Genomic DNA, 21234 nt, shown 5'->3' with positions numbered 1-21234 from the left:
TTGCCTCGCCGATCAATCAGTTGAACGGATCGCTATGCATCAGCCCGCCGTCGCGCACCAGTGCATTATATTCCCTTTCCAGCTTCATCGGGCTCTTCGTGCCGAGGTTTTTGTCCCAGAGTTCACCGTAGTTGCCGAGTTGTTTGACGATGTTGTAGGCGAACTTCTCGTCCAGGCCGAGCGCCGCTCCATTCCCCGGCTCGACACCCAGAAAGCGCCGGATATCCGGGTTCGCGGATTTCAGCATCTCGTCGACATTTGCTTGGGTGATGCCAAGCTCCTCTGCGCGGATGAGCGCCAGAAAACTCCACTTGGCGAGATCGAACCATTGGTCATCGCCATGCCTTACAGCCGGAGCCGAGGCGTTGATGATATCGTTTGCCTTGAAGATGATGTAGTCGTCCGGTTTTTTGGCCTGCGTTGCGCGGACGGAGGCCAGAAAGGCGTTTCCGGTGATGAGCGCATCGCAACGCTGGGCGAAAAAGGCTTCGCGGGCGGCGACTGGATTTTCAAACGTTGTCAGCTTGAGATCCAGGTTATTGGCGCGCGAGACGTCTGATGCCGTGACCTCGGTCGTTGATCCGCTCTGTACGCAGACCGAGGCGCCGGTCATGTCCTTGATCTGGGTAACGCCAAGATCCTTTCGGACCATGAAGCCATCATAGCCGTAGAAGTTCGGAGGAATGAAGTTGACGCCGTTCGCATCGCGCTGGAGCGTTCCGATCGTCGTTCGGGGGAGATAATCGACCTCTCCGGACTGCAATGCGGCCATCCGCTTGGCGCCGCTCAGGGGCACGAAGCGGGCCTTTTCTTTATCATTGAAGATCGCCACCGCCAGCGCCCGGCAGGTGTCGATCTCCATCCCTTCCCACTTGCCATCATTCCCGGGCGTATAGAAACCCATCGTGGAGTCCCCCGCACCGCAGGTCACGTAGCCGCGCTCCTTGACGGTTTCGAGCGTTGATTTGGCTTCGACTACACCGGTCATGACGGCGAGGGTGGAGATGGCCAGAATGCCAGTTTTCCAGGCTGATAGGTGCATGCGCTTGTTCCCTTTTTATTGTTTGAGTATGGGCAATGTCGTCAGGCAGTGCGGACGATCGGCTCCCTGGCTGCGATCGATGCAACGATGGGATGAAGGTCGGCCCAGAGGTCGTTCTCGTCCTCAAGCCCGATGCTGATGCGAAGAATGGTGCCGGGATGGGCGTCGTCCGAAGCTTTTCGGGTGATCGTCATCGGTGCCAGGAGGCTATGCGTTCCGCCCCAGGACGCACCGATTGAGAAGATTTTTGCCGCGGTCAGCAGGTCGGGAATCGTATCCTCCGCATGCGGCGGGATGACAATGCTGAAGACACCGCTCGAACCCGTAAAATCCCTTTTCCAGAATTCGTGCCCGGCGCAATCGGGCAGCGCCGGATGCAGGACCAGACCCGAGGGGACAAGTCCGGCCATCCGTCTGGCGAAACTTGTCGCGACTTGCCCCGAATGCGCAAGCCGCACGCCCATCGTTTCCATTCCGCGCAGTGCAAGGGCGCAGTCGTCTGGCGAGACGCCAATGCCGATCATCCGCATCGTATCCTTGAGGCGGCGATGCAGGTCGGTATCCTTTACGGCAATCGATCCCATCAGGAGATCCGAATGCCCGCCGACATATTTCGTCAGCGCCATCGAGGAGAAATCCAGACCATGGGCGAGGGGCTTGAAATAAAGCGGCGTCGCCCAGGTGTTGTCGCAGCCCGTTAGCACGCCGCGCGCCTTGGCCGCTGAGACAATCGCTGGAATATCCTGAATTTCCATCGTGGTGGAGCCAGGGGATTCAGTCCAGATCAGCTTGACGCTTTCGTCGATCAGTTCAGCAATAGCGCCGCCGATCATTGGATCATAGATGCGGTAGCCGATTCCGCGCGGCTTCAGATAGTTCTCACAGAAGCCAGCCACCGGGGGATAGGCGGTGTCGGGAATGAGCACGCTGTCGCCCGGCAGCAGTATGGAAAGAAAGACGACCGTGATCGCTGCTTGGCCAGAGGGAACGAGGACGGTGCGTTCACCCTGTTCCAGAGCCGTAATCGAGGCTTCCAGCGTCCGTGAGGTCGGTGTTCCATGCAGGCCGTAGGTATAGCCGTCCGGACCGCGCTGGCTACGCTTAGCATAAGCCTCGGCGCTGTCGAATACGATCGTCGAAGCGCGATAGGTCGGCGTTGCGAGGCTTGCAAAGCCCTCATGGGAGACCTGGGGGCGTTTTACGCAAAGCGTCTTGTCACGCATGGTATGTCCTTCAATGCAAGATTTCCCGCGATATTGACGGGCCAGATCTAGACAAACAATTGACCAGCGCATCTAACTCTATGCGAAAAGCTTATAGGAGGCGGCGCTTGAACTTCCGGCAGATTGAAGCCTTTCGTGCCGTAATCCTCAGCGGTACGGTCTCCCGGGCGGCGGAACTGATGGGGGTTACCCAACCAAATGTCAGCCGTCTGGTCGGCGAATTGGAAGAGGCTGTGGGCTTTGCGCTGTTCGACCGCGTAAAGGGCCGCTTGATCCCCACACCGGAAGGCCAGGCTTTTTACCGTGACGTGGATCAGAGTTTCAGGGGGCTCGACAAGCTGCGCTCGTCTGCGGCCCGCATTCGCGACTTCGGGTCGGGCCATATCCGCGTCGCAAGCCTTGCAGCGGCCGGCACGACCATTGTCCCCAGGGCCGTGCGCAAATTCCGAGAGAGTTTTCCATCCGCGATCGTGACCCTCAGTATCATGACGTCGGCTTCCGTGCGGAACCATATCGTCGACGGAGAGTACGATCTGGGGCTCGCCGCCGACGAAGTCGATCTTTCCGGTGTCGAGCATCAGGTCTTCGGTAGTTTTCCTGCGCTCTGTGCCTTTCCCGCTGGCCATCCCTTTGCTGCCAAGCAGACCATACGTCCGGAAGACTTCGATGGTGTCGACTATGTCGCCTTGTCCCCCGAGGATCGCGCCAGATTGCAATTTGATCGCCTTTGCGAAGAGGCCGGGGCAAAACCAAATCTCGTCATCGAAACTCCTTACGCGATCACTGCCTGCGCCCTGATCCTGGAGGGCGTTGGTGTGGGCATCGTCAACCCGCTCGCGATCGACGGCTTCGCGCAACGAGGCGTGGTGTTCCGGCCGTTCGAACCGGCTGTTTATTTCAAGAGCTATCTTTTGTTTCGGCCGGATATGCAGAAGGCGCGGCTCGTGCGCGCATTTGTTTCATCCCTGTTTGAGGTAAGGAATACTCGTCCGTCATCACGGCTATAGGAGGTGGAGCAGGCGATAGATGCGCTGAAGCTTCCGGTTCCCCAGGAGCAATGCCGCTGGCGGGTGATCCGCCCAATCGTCCAAAGTCAGACGAAGGTCGAATCATCGTGCTGTTCGCGCACGGTATCGGCCGAGCGGCGCACCACCTCGGAAATCTGCAGGAGCTGAGTGACCAGAGGCGTTGAATGGCGCCAGATCATTCCGATCGTGCGGGATGGCCGGGGCGCCTGGAAGCGGGAGATCGAGACCCGCGCCGAGCGCGTTTCGACCGGCACGGCCATTTCCGGGATCAGGGTTACGCCGATGCCGGCACTGACCATCTGCACCAGGGTGGACAGAGAACTGCCTTCCATGACCTCCCGAGGGCGGGCTGTTCCTATCTTGCAGAAGGACAGAGCCTGATCGCGGAAGCAGTGCCCTTCCTCCAGAAGAAGCAGGCGCATTTCGCGCAGCGCCTCGCGTTCGGGTACCGGCTTGCCCTCGTCCTCGCGTCGCCGGACCAGGACGAACTCTTCTTCGAACAATTTGAGCTCGGTCAGGAACGGCTCCGAGACAGGCAGGGCAACGATTGCCAGATCAAGCTCGCCCTGTGCCAGCTCCTGGACCAGCTTTGCCGTCTGCGTCTCGCGCACCTGTATCTCGATTCCGTCGAACGTCCTGTTCAGATCGTTGATGATGGCCGGCAGCAGATAGGGCGCGACCGTCGGGATGATGCCGATGCGCAGGCGTGCCAGAAACGGATCGCGCGAAGCCCGGGCGAGGTCTGCAAGTTCATCCACGGCACGAAGGATATCGCGGACCCGCAGTGCGAATGTTTGACCGAAGGCGGTCAGCTTCACTTCGCGCGCATTCCGCTCGAAGAGATCGCCCCCCACTTCCTGTTCGAGTTCCTTGATCTGCATCGACAAGGCTGGCTGGGAGATCGCGCAGGCGTCGGCCGCGCGGCGGAAACGGCCATCCCGCGCCAAGGCTTCGAAATAGCGGAGCTGTTTCAGGGTAAGATTTTTCATAATCTCAACTTATCGCAGCGATCAGTAAATCCAACTTAAATTTATGAGGCGCTTCCGTTAAGAAGGGATCCAAGGAGGGTGCGCGTGGCTATGGCCCTGGCTCGAAGGGTGGGGATTACAGTCTGAAATAGCGCGGCCGAGCCGGACGGTTCGGGAGAAATACCCTCTTTTGCACGACAGATAATTCAAGCAATCAAGGAGATAGTGTCATGGATGCGAAATCTAGCGAAAACGCCGGCAAATGTCCGGTCGCCCACACGCCTCGCGGCAGATCGAACCGCGAGTGGTGGCCCAACCAGCTGAACGTCCAGATTCTTCATGGGCACTCCGTCCGCTCGGACCCGATGGGCGAGGCGTTCAATTATGCCGAAGAATTCAAGACGCTCGATCTCGACGCCTTGAAGAAAGACCTTCATGCCCTGATGACCGATTCGCAGGACTGGTGGCCGGCCGACTTCGGTCATTACGGTGGCCTGTTCATCCGCATGGCCTGGCACAGCGCCGGTACCTATCGCATCACCGACGGCCGCGGCGGCGCAGGTCAGGGTCAGCAGCGGTTTGCCCCGCTCAACAGCTGGCCGGATAACGTCAACCTCGACAAGGCACGTCGCCTGCTTTGGCCGATCAAGCAGAAATACGGCAACAAGATCTCCTGGGCCGACCTGATGATCCTCACGGGCAATGTCGCGCTCGAATCGATGGGCTTCAAGACCTTCGGTTTCGCCGGCGGCCGCGCCGACGTTTGGGAGCCGGAGGAGCTCTACTGGGGTCCGGAGGGAACCTGGCTCGGCGACGAACGCTACAGCGGCGAGCGCGAACTCGCAGAACCGCTCGGCGCCGTGCAGATGGGCCTCATCTACGTCAATCCGGAAGGCCCGAACGGCACTCCCGATCCGCTCGCATCCGCCCGCGACATCCGCGATACCTTCGCCCGCATGGCGATGAACGATGAAGAGACCGTGGCGCTGATCGCCGGCGGGCACACCTTCGGCAAGACCCATGGCGCTGGCGATCCGTCGTTTGTCGGCATTGACCCGGAAGGCGGCGAGCTCGAAGCCCAGGGCCTCGGCTGGGCGAGCAAGTTCAACACCGGCGTTGGTCGCGATGCCATCGGTAGCGGCCTGGAAGTGACCTGGACCCAAACGCCCACTCAGTGGAGCAATTACTTCTTCGAAAACCTGTTCGGCTTCGAATGGGAGCTGACCACAAGCCCGGCCGGCGCCAAGCAGTGGGTTGCGAAGAACGCCGAAGCATCCATTCCGGACGCCTTCGATCCCTCGAGGAAGCAGCTCCCGACCATGCTGACCAGCGACCTGGCACTGCGTTTCGACCCGGCCTACGAGAAGATCTCGCGTCGCTTCCTCGAAAACCCCGCTGAGTTCGCCGACGCCTTTGCCCGCGCCTGGTTCAAGCTGACCCACCGTGACATGGGGCCGAAGGTTCGCTACCTCGGTCCGGAAGTGCCGGCCGAAGACCTGATCTGGCAGGACGTGATCCCGCCGGTCAATCATGATCTGGTCGACGACCATGATCTCGCCGACCTGAAGTCCAGAATCCTGGCATCCGGTCTCACGGTGCAGGAACTGGTCTCGACCGCCTGGGCCTCCGCCTCGACCTTCCGCGGTTCCGACAAGCGCGGCGGTGCCAATGGCGCACGCATCCGGCTTGCACCGCAGAAGGACTGGGAAGCCAACCAGCCGGCACAGCTCGCGAAGGTCTTGGGCGTTCTCGAAGGCATCCAGAAGGATTTCTCCGCCTCCCATACCGGGAGCAAGAAGATCTCGCTGGCCGACCTGATCGTCCTTGGCGGCGCAGCAGGCGTCGAGAAGGCTGCGAAGGCAGCAGGTCAGGACATTTCCGTACCGTTCACGCCGGGCCGCATGGACGCCTCGCAGGAACAGACGGATGCCGTGTCCTTCGCCCCGCTGGAACCCCGTGCCGACGCTTTCCGCAACTATGTCAACAACAGCAGGACGCAGTTCATGCAGGCTGAAGAGGCCCTCGTGGACCGTGCCCAGCTGTTGACGCTGACCGCGCCGGAAATGACCGTCCTCCTCGGCGGCCTGCGCGTGCTGAAGGCCGGACAGCCCGAACATGGCGTCTTCACGGACAAGCCCGAGACGTTGACGAACGACTTCTTCGTCAACCTGCTCGACATGGGCACGGAATGGTCGCCTGTTGCCGGCAAGAGCGGCGTTTACGAAGGCCGCGACCGCAAGACCAAGGCACCGAAGTGGACCGGCACCCGCGTCGACCTCATCTTCGGTTCGCACTCGCAGCTTCGTGCGATCGCCGAAGTCTATGCCCAGTCCGACGCCAAGCAGAAGTTCGTGAAGGACTTTGTCGCCGCCTGGACCAAGGTCATGAACGCCGATCGTTTCGATCTCGTCTGATCGACAAAAATAGCCCGGACGTAGCCTTAGCTACGTCCGGGCATCTTCAGGAAGTTTGAATCCGCCTCAGGTCGGCACGAAGGCCGAGGCGATGGCCAGCACGAATCCCAGGATTGTCGCACACACGGACAAGGCCTCGCGCGTCTTCTCCGAGCTGACGCTCCATCCCTCGCTGGTGAGATACCTTGCGATCAGGCCAAGCGAAAGCAGGCCGACGCAGCCGAGGAAGGCGAAGAAATAGACCCCGTATTGCATGTTGGAGATCTTCTTGGTCAGCACTTCGGTAATCCCGACCAGGGTCGACAGGGACAAGAGCAGGCTGCCGATGATCAGATATTCGGCGTGTTGCGATCTCGCGGTGGAATAGAGCGACAGGATCGTGAAGAGGAACGCGATCAGGACGATGGCGATGTAATTGCCGCTGACATGGCCCGTCGCGGAAATCGACATGAAGATCGATGTCAGGATGAACAGCGTTGCCGCGAAGATGATCTTGTATTTCGAGTTGAAAAACTGGCGCATGCTATCAATCCGCTCTTAGCCGGCCCGCCTGCGGCGCTGGCAAATGCCGTTTATCAAGTATGGGAAATTCGGCGCGCGATGAACAGGTTGCAGACCTGCTATTCAGTGGAAATCCACGCCCCAAGTTTCAGGCAAGACGCCTGCGCTGGATCGCGTAAGCCGCAGCGGCGCTCATCACCGCCAGCAGATACCAGGTGACGGCGTAGACGAGGTGGCTGTTGCGGAAGCGGATCACCGTCAGCCCACCGACGGGCAGGCCGCCGGGAATGGGCGTCGCATCGGCATCGATGAAATAGGGAGCCACCTTTTCGAGGCCTTTTGTTGCAGCGATCGCGGCGACGTCACGTGAATACCAGCGACCGTTGGCGGGGTCGTTGGAGCGCAGGAAAGCACCCTTCGGCTCGCTCATGCGGATGAGGCCGGTGATCTTGACGGGACCTTCGATCTCACCATCTGCGCGGGCGGCCGGGTCGCGGCGGTCGGCTGGCACGAAGCCCCGATTGATCAGGACCGAGGTTCCGTCCGCCTGCTCCAGCGGGGTCAGAATCCAGAAGCCTGGTCCGAGGTCCGTGACGGCCTGCGCCGGCGTTTCCTCGTCATGGCGGAAAATGCCGGTCGCGGTTACCCGCCGGTATTCGTCATCTTCGGCGTTGATCCCAGGCCAGGCTTGCGAGGAGGGGGCCTGCACGGGGGTCGCGCTGACCCGGGCGTCGACGCGCGCGATCAGGTCGAGTTTCCAGAAGAGCCGCTGTACCTGCCAGGTGCCCAGCCCGAGGAAGATCAGCGTCAGAAAAAGCATGGCGCCCGCGAAGAGGAACTGGGAGCGGTTTGACCCCGCATCCGCTGTTTCTCCCGTCAAAGGATGGTCTAGAGCCACGCATCTATCCTTCCCAGGCTCATCCCCTTCGGGGGATCACGGCATGTTCTTCATCATCTCCGGCGACATCGACATCATGTTGCTGTTCAGATGATGCATGACCCAGAGCGAGCCGACAAGCGTGATGCCGACCAGTACCAGTGTAAAGAGCAGCGCCATCATCGTCCAGCCGCCTTCCGAGCGCGGATTCATGTGCAGGAAATAGACCATGTGGACGATGATCTGCACGACGCCGAGCCCCATGATCAGAAAAGCAGTCAGGAGCTTGCTGTCGAAGACGCCGCCCATGACGAGCCAGAAGGGAATGGCAGTCAGGATTACCGACAGGGCAAAGCCGATCAGATAACCTTTCAGCGTGCCGTGGCCGGCCTGGTGGCCGTTGCTGTGGCCATGATGGGCCTGTGCGGCATCTTCGTGCAGGGGGGCTTGGCCGTGCGCGCTCATCCGAGGACTCCCATGAGATAGACGAAGGAAAAGACGCCGATCCAGACGACGTCGAGGAAGTGCCAGAACATCGACAGGCACATCAGGCGGCGCTTGTTCTCCTCGATCAGCCCGTGTTTGCCGACCTGGACCATCAGCGTGATCAGCCAGACGATGCCGAAGGTGACGTGCAGGCCGTGGGTACCCACCAGCGTGAAGAAGGAGGAGAGGAAGGCCGAGCGGGTCGGGCCGGCGCCCTCCTGGATGAGGTGGTTGAACTCGTAGAGTTCAAGGCCGAGGAAGGTCGCGCCGAACACGCCCGTCACGCCGAGCCAGAACAGCGTCTCCGGCTTGGCGCCCCGCTCCATCTGCAACATCGCGAAGCCGTAAGTGATCGACGAGAAGAGCAGCATTGCGGTGTTGAGGGCGACGATTGGCAGATCGAACAGGTCTGCGGGCGAGGGGCCTGCAGCATAATTGCGGCCGAGCACGCCGTGAGTGGCAAAGAGCACGGCGAAGATCAGGCAGTCGCTCATCAGGTAGAGCCAGAAGCCCAGCATGGTGCTGCCTTCCGGATGGTGCTCTTCCGTGACGTAGAACTGCGGCTTGTCGGTTTCATGTGTGCCGGAGGGGCCGTGGGTTTGAACTTGCGTCTGGCTCATCGTCTCAGGTCCGTTCCGCGAGCAGCTTCGAGCGCGCGTCCTCTGTTGCGGTCACGGTGTCGGCTGGAATGTAGAAATCCCGGTTGTAGTTGAAGGTATGGCCGATCGCGACGGCGATCATGGTGACGAAGGCGACGATCGCCAGCCACCAGATGTACCAGATCATCGCGAAGGCGAAGACGACACTGATGGCGGCGAGGATGACGCCGGTGCCCGTGTTCTTCGGCATGTGGATCGGCTTGAAACCGCCGAGCGGGCGCTCGTAGCCGCGGCTCTTCATGTCGTACCAGCTGTCGTGATCGTGCACGACCGGCGTGAAGGCGAAGTTGTAGTCCGGCGGTGGTGAGGAGGTCGACCATTCGAGCGTGCGGCCATCCCAGGGATCACCGGAAGTCTCGCGTAGCTGGTCGCGCTTCAGGTAGCTGACGACGATCTGGATGATGAAGGCGCCGATGCCGCATGCGATGATCACCGCGCCGAATGCGGCAATGATGAACCAGATCTGCAGCGACGGGTCCTCGAACTGGGAAACACGGCGGGTGACACCCATCAGGCCGAGCACATAGAGCGGCATGAACGCGACATAGAAGCCGATCAGCCAGCACCAGAAACTGATCTTGCCCCAGAACGTATCGAGCTTGTAACCGAATGCCTTCGGCCACCAGTAGACGACGCCGGCCATCAGCCCGAACACCACGCCGCCGATGATGACGTTGTGGAAATGGGCGATGAGGAACAGCGAATTGTGGAGCACAAAATCGGCCGGGGGAACCGCCAGCATGACGCCGGTCATGCCGCCGATGACGAAGGTGACCATGAAGCCGACCGTCCACATCATCGGCAGTTCGTAACGGATGCGGCCGCGATACATGGTGAACAGCCAGTTGAACATCTTGGCCCCGGTCGGGATCGAGATGATCATCGTAGTGATGCCGAAGAAGGCGTTGACCGAGGCACCGGACCCCATCGTGAAGAAATGGTGCAGCCAGACGATATAGGAGAGGATCATGATCACGCAGGTGGCGTAGACCATCGAGGCGTAACCGAAGAGCCGCTTGCCGCAGAAGGTGGCGACCACTTCCGAAAAGATGCCGAACGCCGGCAGGACGAGGATGTAGACCTCCGGATGGCCCCAGATCCAGATGAGGTTCACGTACATCATCGGGTTGCCGCCGAGATCGTTGGTGAAGAAGTTCGTGCCGGCATAGCGGTCGAGCGACAGCAGAACGAGGGTGGCGGTGAGGATCGGGAAGGAGGCGACGATCAGCACGTTGGTGCAGAGCGAGGTCCAGGTGAAGATCGGCATCTTCATGAAGGTCATGCCTGGGGCGCGCATCTTGACGATCGTGGCGATCAGGTTGATGCCCGATAGGGTCGTTCCGATGCCGGCCACCTGCAAGCCCCAGATGTAATAATCGACCCCGACGCCCGGACTGTAATCGGCGCCCGAGAGCGGCGGGTAGGCGAGCCAGCCGGTGCGGGCGAATTCACCGACGAACAGCGACATCATGATGATGACGGCGCCCGCCGTCGTCATCCAGAACGAGAAGTTGTTGAGGAACGGGAAGGAGACGTCGCGGGCACCGATCTGCAGCGGCACGACGTAGTTCATCAGCCCGGTGACGAAAGGCATGGCCATGAAGAAGATCATGATGACGCCATGGGCGGTGAAGACCTGGTCGTAATGGTGCGGCGTCAGGTACCCCTCGCTGCCGTTGAAGGCGAGCGCCTGCTGGAGGCGCATCATGATCGCGTCGGCAAAACCGCGCAGCAGCATGACGATCGCCAGCACCACATACATGATACCGATCTTCTTGTGATCGACGCTGGTGAACCACTCGCTCCACAGATAACCCCAGAGCTTGTATTTGGTGATCAGCGCCAGGATGGCGATGCCGCCGAGCGCCACCGCGATAAAGGTCACCACGAGAATCGGCTCGTGATAGGGGATGGCTTCGAAGGTCAGCCGCCCGAAAAGGAATTGGGTCAGGGTGGTGTTGCCGAACATGGGTTTCTACCAGATCTCTTTCAGGGCTTTGCCGGAACGTCGGTGTTGAGCTGCGCCGGTGCGGCACCGCCCCCGGAGGTTCCTGGGGCACTTCCGGGCATATTGCCCTGCATGTTGTGCATGTCTGGCGCGCCGTGCGCGCCTTGGTTCATCGGGGGCTGCGTCTGGGATTGCGGCTGGCCCTGATTTTCGTTGACGCCTTCCGCCGGTTGGTCGCTGCGGGCAGGATTGCCGGTGGCCGGGAAGGTGGCGCCAGGTGCAGCCGTGCCATGCACCGCTTCGCCCGCATGGCGGTTGTCATGCTCCAGACGCGCACGGTTTTCATGGCTCTCGGTTCCGCCGCCACCCATCAGGTCGACATGCATCATCTCGTCCATGCACATCTTGCCGGGCATGGCGCACATGTTGAGCACGGCGCGGTAGAGCCCGTCCTCGACGTTTGCATAGTAGCGGACCGGTTCCTTGGTGCTCGGCTTTTCGAGCTTCAGGTAGGCGTCGCGGTTGAGCGCGGTGCCGTTCTGCTTCACCCGGGCGATCCACTGGTCGAAGCCGGCTCGATCGACACCATGGAACTTGAAGCGCATATGCGAAAAACCGTCGCCGCTATAGTTCGCGGACAAGCCTTCGAATTCGCCCGGCGTGTTGATGACGGCATGCAGCTTCGTCTCCATGCCGGGCATGGCATAGATCATGCCCGCCAGCGCCGGCACATAGAAGGAATTCATCACCGACGAGGCGGTGATCTTGAAGTTGATCGGCACGTCCACCGGCGCGGCCATCTCGTTGACGGTCGCAATGCCGTATTCCGGGTAGAAGAACAGCCATTTCCAATCGAGTGCCACGACCTCGACCGTGATCGGTTTTGTCTCTGCCGGCAGGGCGCGCGTGGCATCGAGCCGGTCGAGGGGCCTATAGGGGTCGAGCTTGTGGGTGCTGATCCAGGTGACGGCGCCGAGTGCGATGATGATGGCGAGCGGTGCGGACCAGATGATGACTTCCAGCCGCGTCGAATGGTGCCATTCGGGGTCATAGGGTGCGCTGGTGTTCGAGCCGCGATAGCGCCAGGCGAAGAACAGCGTGAGGAAGATGACGGGCACGATGATGATCAGCATCAGCACCGTGGCAACGACGATCAGGTCGGCCTGCTGTCTGGCGATATCGCCGGAAGGCGACATGACGACCAGGTTGCACCCTGAAAGCCCTGCAAGGGTCAGAAGAGCGAACAACCGTGCGACGATTTTCAACTGAGGGGTCATCTCGGGCTCAAGTTTGCGTTTTGTCCAGTGGGGAGTAACCGTGTTCCGGCATCGGCTTAAATGAGGTCGTTCGTCGCAGTGCAGCAATATGTCGCGGTGCAGCAAAAAACCGCATGGCCTTCGAAACCGTTTTGCTGCACGACCGGCATGCTCGGCTCCACATCCGCCAACCGGCAAATCTAGGACAACCCGACGGGCTGACCAGAGGGGGTGGATGAGAAGACGGTACGGACCGCCGCAAGATCAAGTTTTTTTGGCCTTGTTCCTTGATCTCGACAGCATGTTGATCAACATTTCTGGGGCAAGGCGAACTATCGCCAGGAGGAATTCATGACCACGGTCGTCAATCCCGCGTCAACGGGCCCCACATCGTCCGGGATGGAAAAGGACGCCCGCCGCATTCATGACGACAAGCCGATCTCCCCGGGCAGCATCGCGCTCGGTGTGATCATCGGTCGCATGTCGGAATTCTTTGATTTCTTCGTCTATGGACTGGGCTCCGTCCTTGTCTTCCCGAAGCTGATTTTTCCGTTTGCGCCGACGCCGGTTGCCGCAACCTTGATGTCCTTCGCGATCTTCCCGCTCGCTTTCATGGCGCGGCCGGTTGGTTCGTTTGTCTTCATGTGGGTCGACCGCAACTATGGGCGCGGCACCAAGCTGACGATCGCACTCTTCCTGCTCGGCGGATCGACGGCATCGATCGCCTTCTTGCCGGGGTATGACACGATCGGCTATTGGGCCGTGGCGTTGCTGGCGCTGTTCCGCATGGGACAAGGTTTTGCGCTCGGCGGCGCCTGGGACGGTCTCGCCTCCCTCTTGAACCTCAATGCGCCGCCTAACCGGCGCGGCTGGTATGCGATGATCCCGCAGCTCGGCGCACCGATCGGCTTTGCGCTGGCAAGCATCCTGTTCGGTTATTTTGTCGCCAATCTCTCCGAAGCGGATTTCATTTCCTGGGGATGGCGTTATCCGTTCTTCGTCGCCTTCGCGATCAATGTAGTGGCGCTGTTTGCGCGCCTGCGCATCGTCGCCAGCAAGGAGTTCGGCTCTGCGCTCGAAGCCAACGAGCTGCAGGCCCGGCCGATCTTCGAAATGCTGAGCAAGCATGCCCATGACGTCGTGCTCGGCGCATTTGTGCCGCTGGCCAGCTTCGCCATGTTTCATCTGGTGACAATCTTCCCGTTGAGCTGGGTGACGCTCTATGGCGGGCAGTCGGCGGCGGAATTCCTGTTCGTTCAGGTGATCGGCGCTGCCGTTGGTATCGTCGGCATCATTCTGTCGGGCCTGATCGCCGACCGCATCGGCCGCCGCAGCCAGCTGATGATCGGCGCGGTGATCATCGCGATCTTTTCGTTCTCGGCCCCCTTCCTGCTCGATGCCGGCGGCAAGGGGCAGGATGCCTTCATCATCATCGGCTTCGGGATTCTTGGCCTTTCCTTCGGCCAGGCCTCCGGTGCCGTCTCGTCGCGCTTCGGGCAATATTATCGTTATACCGGCGCGGCACTTACCTCTGACCTCGCCTGGCTGGTCGGTGCCGGTTTCGCACCGCTGGTCGCGCTCGGCCTCGCCAGCAGCTTCGGCATCATCTTCATCGGCGGATACCTGATTTCCGGCGCGATCTGCACCATCGCGGCGCTCAGCCTCAGCCGGGTTCTTGACCAGAGCGGCGAGCCGGGCGGACAGCGGTAAAGCGCTGCTACCTACCGTTACTGAATGCATTAGCAGTTTGTGAGGCGGCGGGGCCGCGCACTCCATCTCCCCCCTTGCGGGGGAGATGTCATCGGAGATGACAGAGGGGGTGGCGCCGCGAGCTCAACAAACGAGGAGGATGTAGAACCACCCCCCTCTGCCCTGCCGGGCATCTCCCCCGCAAGGGGGGAGATTGGCAAGCCGCTATCAAGCCGCCTTCTTGCTCAAGGTCGGCCGCGTCGCAGCAGCCTTTTCGACCATCGCCGTCACTTCAGCACGGCGCGCACCCGTCAACAGCATGCGCGGCATGCGGACGCGCTCGGAGCCGCGACCCATGATCTGCTCGGCGAGCTTGATCGACTGGACGAGGTCGTGCTCGGCATCGAGATGCAACAATGGCATGAACCAGCGATAGATGGCGCGGGCTTCGACCCAGTCGCCGCGGGCGGCGGCGGCCACGAGGGCGACGGATTCCTGCGGGAAGGCGCTGGTGAGGCCGGAGACCCAGCCCTTGGCGCCGAGCATCAGGCCTTCGAGTGCCACGTCGTCGAGACCTGCGAAGATGTCGAAACGATCGCCGAAGGCGTTGATCAGGTCGGTGAAGCGGCGCGGATCCGGGGCGCTTTCCTTGACGGCCTTGATGTTCGGCACGTCTTCGAGCTGGCGCAGCACGTCAGTACCGATGTTGACGCGGTAGGCCGGCGGGTTGTTATAGAGCATGATCGGCAGCGAAGTGGCGGCGGCGACCGTCTTGAAATGGGCGACGAGTTCTTCCGGCTTCGGCACATAGACCATGGCCGGCAGCAGCATCAGGCCGTCGGCGCCGAGCTCTTCGGCATCGCGGGCATAGGCGACGGCGCGGCGGGTGTCGAATTCGGAAACGCCGGTGACGACCGGCACGCGGCCGTTCACCACCTCGACGGCGGCCTTGAGAATGGTGCGTTTTTCTTCCGGATCGAGCGAGTTGTTCTCGCCGCAGGTGCCCATGACGATGAGGCCGTTGACGCCGTCATTGACGAGCGCGTCCTGCACGCCTTGCGTCGCCTTGAGGTCGATCGAGAAGTCTTCGTTGAATTGTGTTGTCACCGCGGGGAAAACGCCGCTCCAGCCTGTGGTCATAAAAAGCACTCCTCTGGTTGATGGGTCATACTATGCGCGGTCGCGCCGATATTTGTCACGCGAAGGGTTCGGCCGGACCTTTTGCCGGCTGGGTGAACCATTGCGGCCCGGTTTCGGTCATGTGGATATGGTCTTCGAGACGGATGCCGAAACGATCCGGGAAAACGATCATCGGTTCGTTGGAGAAACACATGCCCGGTTCCAATACGGTCGCATTGCCGCGCACCAGATAGGGTTCCTCGTGGATTTCGAGGCCGAGCCCGTGGCCGGCGCGATGCGGCAGGCCGGGGAGGACGTAGTCCGGGCCGAGTCCATGCTTTGCCAAAACCTTGCGCGCCGCGTCGTCGAGGCTGCCGCAGGTGGCGCCGAGGCGGGCGGCCTCGAAGACGGCCTGTTCCGCCTCGCGCTCGATCGCCCAGGCGGCGGCGAATTCCGTCGTCGGCTCCTCCAGCACGTAGGTGCGGGTGAGATCCGAATGATAACCGTCGAGCCGGCAGCCGGTATCGACCAGCACGACGTCGCCGGGCGCATAGGCCTGCTCGCCGTCGGCGCCGTGGGGAAGCGAGGTCGCGACCCCGAAGGAGACGATGCAGAAGCTCGAACCACCTTCGGCACCCAGCACGCGATGCTGTTCGTCGATATGGCGCACCACATCGGAGGCAAGCACGCCCGGCTTGATGAAGGCATGCGCCCGGCGATGCACTTCGAGCGTCAGGTTCATCGCATACTGGATGAGATCGATCTCGGCCTTCGACTTCCGGAGCCTGAGATCGCGGATCATCCGGCCGCCATCGACGAACCGGTCGGCGCCGAGGACACCGGCGAGCTGGTGGTAGACGAACAGCGGCAGCGCGTCGTCGAGGGCGACTTTCACATCGGAAGGCAGAAGCGAAGCGACCAGCGCGGCACTCGCTTCATCCTCCTGCCAGACGACGATCTCGCCCGGAAGATGGGATAGGCTCTCGACGCGACTCTGTTCGAACCCCGGCACGATATAGGTCACCGATTTCGGCGTCACCAGTGCACCGAGCAGGCGTTCGCTCTGATGCCAGACGAGGCCGGTGAAATAGCGCAGGCTCTCGCTGGCGCCAAGCAGGATGCCGCCCAGCCCCTTTTCGTCCAGCGACGCTTGCAGGCGCGAAAGACGCTGCCGCCGCTCGTCGTCGGTGATCTTCGGGACGGGGTGAGACCAGGCCATGTCCGGTTCCTTTCAATTTCACTGCGGTTATATCGCTTTGTAGTCAGTTTGTCGACAGAGATATTTGGCGCAGATCGGCGGCCCGCATTCCGCCGTCGGCAGCGTCAGCGGAAACGGCCGATGCTGTAGGGTTCGATGTCGAGAGTAGGCGTTCTGCGTGCCGCGATATCGGCCACCAGCCGGCCGGTTGCGGCTGACTGGGTGAGGCCAAGATGTCCGTGGCCGAAGGCATAGATGATTGCCGGCGTCGCGCTCGAGGGTCCGATCACCGGCAGGCAATCCGGCATGGACGGGCGAAAACCCATCCATTGACGGCCCCCCTCGATCTTCAGGTCGGGCAGGAAGCTCTTCGCCTTTTTCAGCATCGCTTCCGAGCGCTTGTAGTTCGGCGCCAGTGTCAGTCCACCGAGTTCGACCGCGCCGCCGACGCGGATACCAGAGGAGAGCGGCGTGACGACGAAGCCATGGTCGTTGAAATAAATCTGGCGGTGAAGCGGAAAGGCGCCTTCTGGCAGCGTCGTGTTGTAGCCGCGCTCGGTTTCCAGCGGAGCATGATCGCCGAGGCCGGTGACGATCTTCTTCGACCAGGCGCCGCCGGCCAGGACAACGGTCTTCGCGTCAAAGGCGGCACCATCCGCAAGGATAACCCTGGCGCCATCGGTCAGCGGTTCGATGCGGACGACTTCACCGATCCTGAGCGATGCGCCGCGGGACATGGCGTTACTGAAGAGGGCCTGGGTGAATTCCAGCGGATCGGAAACCTGCAGGCCGGACGGCGTGAAGATGCCGTGTCGAAACTGCGGCGCAAGACCGGGCTGCAGGGAGTCGATCTCGTCGCGGCCGACCTTCTGGAATTCGAAACCGGCCTTGCGTTTCGCCTGCCAATCGTCGCCGGCCGCATTGAGGCTCACCTCGCTGTCGTAGAGGTCGAGCGTGCCGGTCTGCTTCACCATGGCCCGAAGGCCGGTGCGTTCGACGGTCCTAAGCATTTCGCTGCGCGCCATAGGCATCATCCTGGCATGCACGCCGACAGTGCGCTCGTAGGCCGGCCGGGCGCTGGCCCGCCAGAGCCGCCACAGCCAGGGCACCATGTTGAGAGCATAAGAGGGCGGCAGGCTGAGCGGGCCGAGCGGATCGAGCAGCCATTTCGGCGCCTTCCACATCATGCCGGGTGCGGCGATCGGAATGATCTCGGGAAAGGCGAGAATGCCCGCGTTGCCGCTGCTGGCACCCCGCGCCACCTCGCCGCGTTCGATCATCAACACCGAGCGGCCATCCTCCAGCAGGTACTGGGCCGACATCGCGCCGATTATGCCCGAGCCGATGACGACGGCGTCGACCGAAGTGGAATTCATGATTTCTGTCCTGTGAAACGAATGCGGGAGGTGGCGGGTCAGGGAGTGGCAAGATCGATCGGCTGGCCGAGATCGCTGGCGAGATAGTCCTGGATCTGCCGGACGATCTGTTCCGCGTGCTTGAGGGCGAGCTTGTCGGAGCGCTCGACGTCGCGCGCCTCGATCGCAGCGATCATTTCCTCGTGCTCGTCGACATATTGGCGCGGCAGCCGGTCGTCGAACGTGCGGTAGTAGAGACGCAGGATGCGCCGGCCTTCATCGAGCAGCCGGGCGAAGAAGGCGGTGTAATAGGCATTGCCGGCGAGTTCGGCAATCGCCACGTGGAATTCCCGGTTCGCCTCGATCATCGCGAAGGCGTCATGGGCCTCGACGGCTGCGGCAAACTCGGCCTGCCGCTTGCGGATCTCGCCCATCGCCTGCGGCGTCCCGCGCATGGCGGCACCACGGGTGGTGACACGGTACATTAGCGTCAGCGCATCGAAATAGGGAGGTAGCGAGGCGAAATCGATCGTCGCGACGATGGTGTTGCGGTTCGGCAGCGTCGTGACGAGGCCATCGGCGGAAAGCCGCAGCAGCGCCTCACGGATCGGCGTGCGCGACATGCCGAAACGCTCGGACAGCCGGACCTCGTCCAGTGGGCTGCCGGGGCCAAGAGTCATGGCGAGGATTTCCCGGCGCAGAACCGTATAGACGCTCTGCGTTCCGGAGCCGCGGGTGCGGGGGATATCGGTTTCTGCAGGTTCGCTCTTCGCCATCGTTCACCCTATCTGCGTAGCAAGCCAATAGGGCGGAACAATTGCACACATATTGTCGACAGGAAATAGCCTGTCCGATAGCAAGAACGGATACAGCGCACTTTTATCGGGTCAATGCCTGAAGGTCGGCACCATCAGTCGCGTCCTCGGGACGTGGTGCCGTCGGCGGGCCTGCTGCCTTGGCATTATAGAGTGCCAGATCGGTTTGCGCCAGCAGTTGCTCGAGGGAAGCCCGTTACGACGGCGAGGCCGACGGATGCTGCTATATCGAAACCTGCCATTTTGACATCGATCCGTGCTGCACCTTTTCGGGTCGTTCAGACGATTTTTGAGGAATTTTCGGCAGATACGCGACGGTGGCCGTAGATATTGACGATGATGATCCCGGCCACGATGCAGACGAGCGCAAGCACGTGATGGGCGTCGATCCGCTCGCCGAGCAGCAGGATGCCGGCAAGCGCTGCGAGCAGCGGCGTCAGGAAGGTGAACACCGACAGTTTCGTCGCCGAATAGCGGGCGATCAGCGCGAACCAGGCGAGAAACGAAAGGGCTGCGACGATCACCGTCTGATAGGCAAGCGAGGACCAGGCCAGCAGAGAATGTGGAACGGGGAGCGTTCCTTCGAAGACAATGGCGGCAGCCGTCAGCAGCACGCCCGACACCGCGAGCTGGTAGAGCAGCGTCTGCGAAGCGGGCGCCTGTGCAAGGCCGCTGCGGCGGATGGCAAGTGTCGTCAGCCCCCAGAGGATGCCGGCCGCGAGCGCACAGGCGTCGCCGAGGAACTTGCCACTAGCGACCGCAATCGAGGCCTGCAGCACAAGGCCGGTGCCAGCGAAGGCGATGACGACGCCGATCCAGCCCGCGAGCGACAGCCGCTCTCCCGGCATCAGAAAATGCGCGCCGATCGCCACCACGAACGGCGCCGTGTAGAGGAGCAGCGCCGCCCTTGCCGCATCGGTGAACCCGAGCGAAACATAGAGCAGTCCGAATTCCACCGAAAAGAGCGTACCGGTCAGCAAGCCGGGCCAGAACAGGCCGGGCGTCCATTTCAGGCCCGAATAGCGGAACCAGCCGGCGATCACGATGGTAGCGCCAATGGAGCGAATGGCCGACTGCCAGAAGGGCGGCACTTCCGGAATGATCGCCTTGATGGAAATCTGCTGCAGCGCCCAGAGGCTGCAGAGCACGACCATGGCGGTGACGGCGAATGCGTCGAGGGACCGTTTTCGTATCATCGGCCGATCATGTCGGGCGGCGCCGATTCATGCCAATGAAAAAGCGTGAGCGATGGATGAGAAATGCTGATCGAAGCGTCAGGCACCGCTGACCTTGGAGTGGCTACCCTGCAATGCGTCGATGACCCGTGCCGCCGCCAGCCTGCCCGCAACGATCGCGCCTTCGACATAGCCCGGATAGGATGGGGAGAGTTCCGACGACGCGAAATGGACCGGGGGCACGCCTACGTTGATGATGTCTTCCGCATAACGGGCATCGAGATCGATCACGACGTCGCTATAGGCGCCGCCGCTCCAGGGATCGTCGACCCAGTCGCGGACATGGATGTCACGCGGATTGTCGCCTTCGGGGCCGAAGGCTTCGGTCAACTGCTCGCGGATGAAGGCGGTGAGTTCCTCTCGCGGCCGCCCGTGCCACTGCTGAGCCTCCGGCCCGCCGACGAAAACGATGAGGCCGGCATAATCGTCGTGGCTGGCATCACAGGCGTAGAGCCCCTGGGGTTCGTGCCACATGACGGCACCGGAAAGCCCCTGTTCCCGCCAGAATGGCTTGTCGTAAGTGACCTGCAGCTTGATCGAAAGGCCGGGCGCCCAAGCCGAAAGCGCCTTCTGCAGCCGCTCGGGCAAAGAGGGCGAAAACGGAAGCCGGCGGATCATCACTGGCGGCAATGCCAGGATGAGGCGTTTCGCCGAGAACCGTTCAGCACCAGCGATGACGGTGACGCCGGTATCGGAATATTCGATGCCCGCCACTGCTGTGCCAAGACGGAGCCGGTCGCCAAGCCCGGCCGCGAGTTGGTCGGCCAGCGCATGCAGCGTGCCGGGCAGGAACATTTCCATTTCCGAATAGGTATTGGTGATGCGCCGGTCGTTCGAGGCGAGCCAGGTGAAGGCGACCTCTTCCGGCGCGCGGCACCAGAGGCCCTTGATCAGCCGCAGGAAACTTTTTCGCACGTCGGCCGGCACGTCATCCTGCCGGGCCACCCAATCGGCTACCGTCAGTTTCGCGAGATCCGGGTCGTCCGGATCGGTGGCGATCATCCGATCGCGGAGCGCATCGACCCCCTGCCAGCGCGCGAAGCCCTGCTGCGGCGGGACCGCTGGCCGGTAGATCATCTCGCCGTCGTAATGGGTCATGACCGGCGTCTTGCCGTTCTCATGGATGAGCGCCATCAGCTCGGCCATGTCGCGGCAGAAAAATTGCCCGCCTGTATCGACACGGGTACCGTCCGATAGCGTCTCGGACTCGACCTTGCCGCCGACCCTGTCGCGCGCTTCGAGTAGCAGCACGTCGAGCCCTGCACCAATGAGCTCCAGCGCGGCGCTCAGGCCAGTAAACCCAGCGCCGACGACGATGGCATCCCGCACAGGCATTCTTTTCTCCGACTGTCTTCCTGACTTTGCCATTACCGCAAGCGCTTGGACACGTCTACGAGGCTGGGAGGCGAGCGATCGGAATC

Annotated in this window: 18 protein-coding genes; 3 read left to right on the top strand and 15 right to left on the bottom strand. The window is 61.7% G+C overall.

The window, feature by feature from the left end; translation table 11 throughout:
• Positions 1–16: 16 nt before the first annotated feature.
• Both PMI07_RS13555 and PMI07_RS13550 read right to left on the bottom strand, forming a co-directional pair.
• Positions 17–1042, bottom strand: a complete 1026-nt coding sequence (locus tag PMI07_RS13555) for an amino acid ABC transporter substrate-binding protein (RefSeq protein ID WP_007765994.1) — start codon at positions 1040–1042, stop codon at positions 17–19.
• A 41-nt stretch (positions 1043–1083) separates the two neighbouring features.
• Positions 1084–2265, bottom strand: coding sequence for a PLP-dependent transferase (locus PMI07_RS13550; RefSeq protein ID WP_007765996.1), 1182 nt, complete (start codon positions 2263–2265; stop codon positions 1084–1086).
• A gap of 107 nt (positions 2266–2372) precedes the next feature.
• On the opposite strand from PMI07_RS13550, the gene PMI07_RS13545 reads away from it, so the two are divergent.
• Positions 2373–3272: a LysR substrate-binding domain-containing protein gene (locus PMI07_RS13545; RefSeq protein ID WP_007765998.1), complete on the top strand. Its 900-nt coding sequence runs from the start codon at positions 2373–2375 to the stop codon at positions 3270–3272.
• A gap of 86 nt (positions 3273–3358) precedes the next feature.
• Here the strand turns inward: PMI07_RS13545 and PMI07_RS13540 are convergent, their stop codons facing one another.
• On the bottom strand, positions 3359–4282 hold the full coding sequence (locus PMI07_RS13540; RefSeq protein ID WP_007766001.1) for a hydrogen peroxide-inducible genes activator: 924 nt from the start codon (positions 4280–4282) through the stop codon (positions 3359–3361).
• 209 nt (positions 4283–4491) lie between these two features.
• Between PMI07_RS13540 and katG the strand changes: the two genes are divergently transcribed.
• The gene (katG, locus tag PMI07_RS13535) at positions 4492–6675 is read left to right on the top strand and encodes a catalase/peroxidase HPI (protein ID WP_007766004.1); all 2184 of its coding nucleotides are present in this window, start codon (positions 4492–4494) and stop codon (positions 6673–6675) included.
• A 66-nt stretch (positions 6676–6741) separates the two neighbouring features.
• Here katG and PMI07_RS13530 read toward each other — a convergent pair whose 3' ends face one another.
• From PMI07_RS13530 to cyoA, 6 genes are all read right to left on the bottom strand, one after another.
• Positions 6742–7197, bottom strand: a complete 456-nt coding sequence (locus PMI07_RS13530; RefSeq protein WP_007766006.1) for a hypothetical protein — start codon at positions 7195–7197, stop codon at positions 6742–6744.
• Positions 7198–7324: 127 nt separating this feature from the next.
• Positions 7325–7996: an SURF1 family protein gene (locus tag PMI07_RS13525; RefSeq protein ID WP_081760796.1), complete on the bottom strand. Its 672-nt coding sequence runs from the start codon at positions 7994–7996 to the stop codon at positions 7325–7327.
• A gap of 114 nt (positions 7997–8110) precedes the next feature.
• Positions 8111–8518 (bottom strand): cytochrome o ubiquinol oxidase subunit IV, encoded by a 408-nt coding sequence (gene cyoD, locus PMI07_RS13520; protein ID WP_007766011.1) that lies wholly within the window; start codon positions 8516–8518, stop codon positions 8111–8113.
• Positions 8515–9159 (bottom strand): cytochrome o ubiquinol oxidase subunit III, encoded by a 645-nt coding sequence (cyoC, locus tag PMI07_RS13515; RefSeq protein WP_007766014.1) that lies wholly within the window; start codon positions 9157–9159, stop codon positions 8515–8517. The genes cyoD and cyoC overlap by 4 nt, the downstream gene beginning before the upstream one ends.
• A gap of 4 nt (positions 9160–9163) precedes the next feature.
• Positions 9164–11167, bottom strand: coding sequence for a cytochrome o ubiquinol oxidase subunit I (cyoB, locus tag PMI07_RS13510; RefSeq protein WP_024163795.1), 2004 nt, complete (start codon positions 11165–11167; stop codon positions 9164–9166).
• Between the two features lie 20 nt (positions 11168–11187).
• Complete coding sequence (gene cyoA / locus PMI07_RS13505; RefSeq protein ID WP_007767382.1) at positions 11188–12423, bottom strand: ubiquinol oxidase subunit II; 1236 nt, start codon at positions 12421–12423, stop codon at positions 11188–11190.
• A 330-nt stretch (positions 12424–12753) separates the two neighbouring features.
• On the opposite strand from cyoA, the gene PMI07_RS13500 reads away from it, so the two are divergent.
• Positions 12754–14112, top strand: a complete 1359-nt coding sequence (locus tag PMI07_RS13500) for an MFS transporter (protein WP_007767380.1) — start codon at positions 12754–12756, stop codon at positions 14110–14112.
• Between the two features lie 207 nt (positions 14113–14319).
• Here PMI07_RS13500 and PMI07_RS13495 read toward each other — a convergent pair whose 3' ends face one another.
• The 6 genes from PMI07_RS13495 to PMI07_RS13470 form a co-directional block, all read right to left on the bottom strand.
• Positions 14320–15231, bottom strand: coding sequence for a dihydrodipicolinate synthase family protein (locus PMI07_RS13495; RefSeq protein ID WP_007767375.1), 912 nt, complete (start codon positions 15229–15231; stop codon positions 14320–14322).
• A 55-nt stretch (positions 15232–15286) separates the two neighbouring features.
• On the bottom strand, positions 15287–16429 hold the full coding sequence (locus PMI07_RS13490; protein WP_007767373.1) for a Xaa-Pro peptidase family protein: 1143 nt from the start codon (positions 16427–16429) through the stop codon (positions 15287–15289).
• 104 nt (positions 16430–16533) lie between these two features.
• Positions 16534–17784 (bottom strand): FAD-dependent oxidoreductase, encoded by a 1251-nt coding sequence (locus PMI07_RS13485; RefSeq protein ID WP_024163794.1) that lies wholly within the window; start codon positions 17782–17784, stop codon positions 16534–16536.
• Between the two features lie 38 nt (positions 17785–17822).
• The gene (locus PMI07_RS13480) at positions 17823–18539 is read right to left on the bottom strand and encodes a GntR family transcriptional regulator (RefSeq protein ID WP_007757716.1); all 717 of its coding nucleotides are present in this window, start codon (positions 18537–18539) and stop codon (positions 17823–17825) included.
• A 317-nt stretch (positions 18540–18856) separates the two neighbouring features.
• Positions 18857–19774 carry a DMT family transporter gene (locus PMI07_RS13475; RefSeq protein ID WP_007757718.1) on the bottom strand — a complete coding sequence of 306 codons (918 nt, stop codon included), beginning with the start codon at positions 19772–19774 and terminating at the stop codon, positions 18857–18859.
• Between the two features lie 78 nt (positions 19775–19852).
• The gene (locus tag PMI07_RS13470) at positions 19853–21148 is read right to left on the bottom strand and encodes an FAD-dependent oxidoreductase (protein WP_007757720.1); all 1296 of its coding nucleotides are present in this window, start codon (positions 21146–21148) and stop codon (positions 19853–19855) included.
• Positions 21149–21234 lie beyond the last annotated feature (86 nt).

This window comes from Rhizobium sp. CF080 (genome assembly GCF_000282095.2).
Lineage (GTDB): Bacteria > Pseudomonadota > Alphaproteobacteria > Rhizobiales > Rhizobiaceae > Neorhizobium.
The sequence above is the reverse complement of the archived record's forward strand: the minus strand, read 5'-3'. Positions and strand labels throughout refer to the sequence as shown.

What these genes read in the sequence shown, in the direction of transcription:
- PMI07_RS13555 (WP_007765994.1), bottom strand. Translation starts at nt 1,042, where the DNA reads ATGCACCTATCAGCCTGGAAAACTGGCATTCTGGCCATCTCCACCCTC.
- PMI07_RS13550 (WP_007765996.1), bottom strand. Translation starts at nt 2,265, where the DNA reads ATGCGTGACAAGACGCTTTGCGTAAAACGCCCCCAGGTCTCCCATGAG.
- PMI07_RS13540 (WP_007766001.1), bottom strand. Translation starts at nt 4,282, where the DNA reads ATGAAAAATCTTACCCTGAAACAGCTCCGCTATTTCGAAGCCTTGGCG.
- katG (WP_007766004.1), top strand. Translation starts at nt 4,492, where the DNA reads ATGGATGCGAAATCTAGCGAAAACGCCGGCAAATGTCCGGTCGCCCAC.
- PMI07_RS13530 (WP_007766006.1), bottom strand. Translation starts at nt 7,197, where the DNA reads ATGCGCCAGTTTTTCAACTCGAAATACAAGATCATCTTCGCGGCAACG.
- PMI07_RS13525 (WP_081760796.1), bottom strand. Translation starts at nt 7,996, where the DNA reads ATGCTTTTTCTGACGCTGATCTTCCTCGGGCTGGGCACCTGGCAGGTA.
- cyoD (WP_007766011.1), bottom strand. Translation starts at nt 8,518, where the DNA reads ATGAGCGCGCACGGCCAAGCCCCCCTGCACGAAGATGCCGCACAGGCC.
- cyoC (WP_007766014.1), bottom strand. Translation starts at nt 9,159, where the DNA reads ATGAGCCAGACGCAAGTTCAAACCCACGGCCCCTCCGGCACACATGAA.
- cyoB (WP_024163795.1), bottom strand. Translation starts at nt 11,167, where the DNA reads ATGTTCGGCAACACCACCCTGACCCAATTCCTTTTCGGGCGGCTGACC.
- cyoA (WP_007767382.1), bottom strand. Translation starts at nt 12,423, where the DNA reads ATGACCCCTCAGTTGAAAATCGTCGCACGGTTGTTCGCTCTTCTGACC.
- PMI07_RS13500 (WP_007767380.1), top strand. Translation starts at nt 12,754, where the DNA reads ATGACCACGGTCGTCAATCCCGCGTCAACGGGCCCCACATCGTCCGGG.
- PMI07_RS13495 (WP_007767375.1), bottom strand. Translation starts at nt 15,231, where the DNA reads ATGACCACAGGCTGGAGCGGCGTTTTCCCCGCGGTGACAACACAATTC.
- PMI07_RS13490 (WP_007767373.1), bottom strand. Translation starts at nt 16,429, where the DNA reads ATGGCCTGGTCTCACCCCGTCCCGAAGATCACCGACGACGAGCGGCGG.
- PMI07_RS13485 (WP_024163794.1), bottom strand. Translation starts at nt 17,784, where the DNA reads ATGAATTCCACTTCGGTCGACGCCGTCGTCATCGGCTCGGGCATAATC.
- PMI07_RS13480 (WP_007757716.1), bottom strand. Translation starts at nt 18,539, where the DNA reads ATGGCGAAGAGCGAACCTGCAGAAACCGATATCCCCCGCACCCGCGGC.
- PMI07_RS13475 (WP_007757718.1), bottom strand. Translation starts at nt 19,774, where the DNA reads ATGATACGAAAACGGTCCCTCGACGCATTCGCCGTCACCGCCATGGTC.
- PMI07_RS13470 (WP_007757720.1), bottom strand. Translation starts at nt 21,148, where the DNA reads ATGCCTGTGCGGGATGCCATCGTCGTCGGCGCTGGGTTTACTGGCCTG.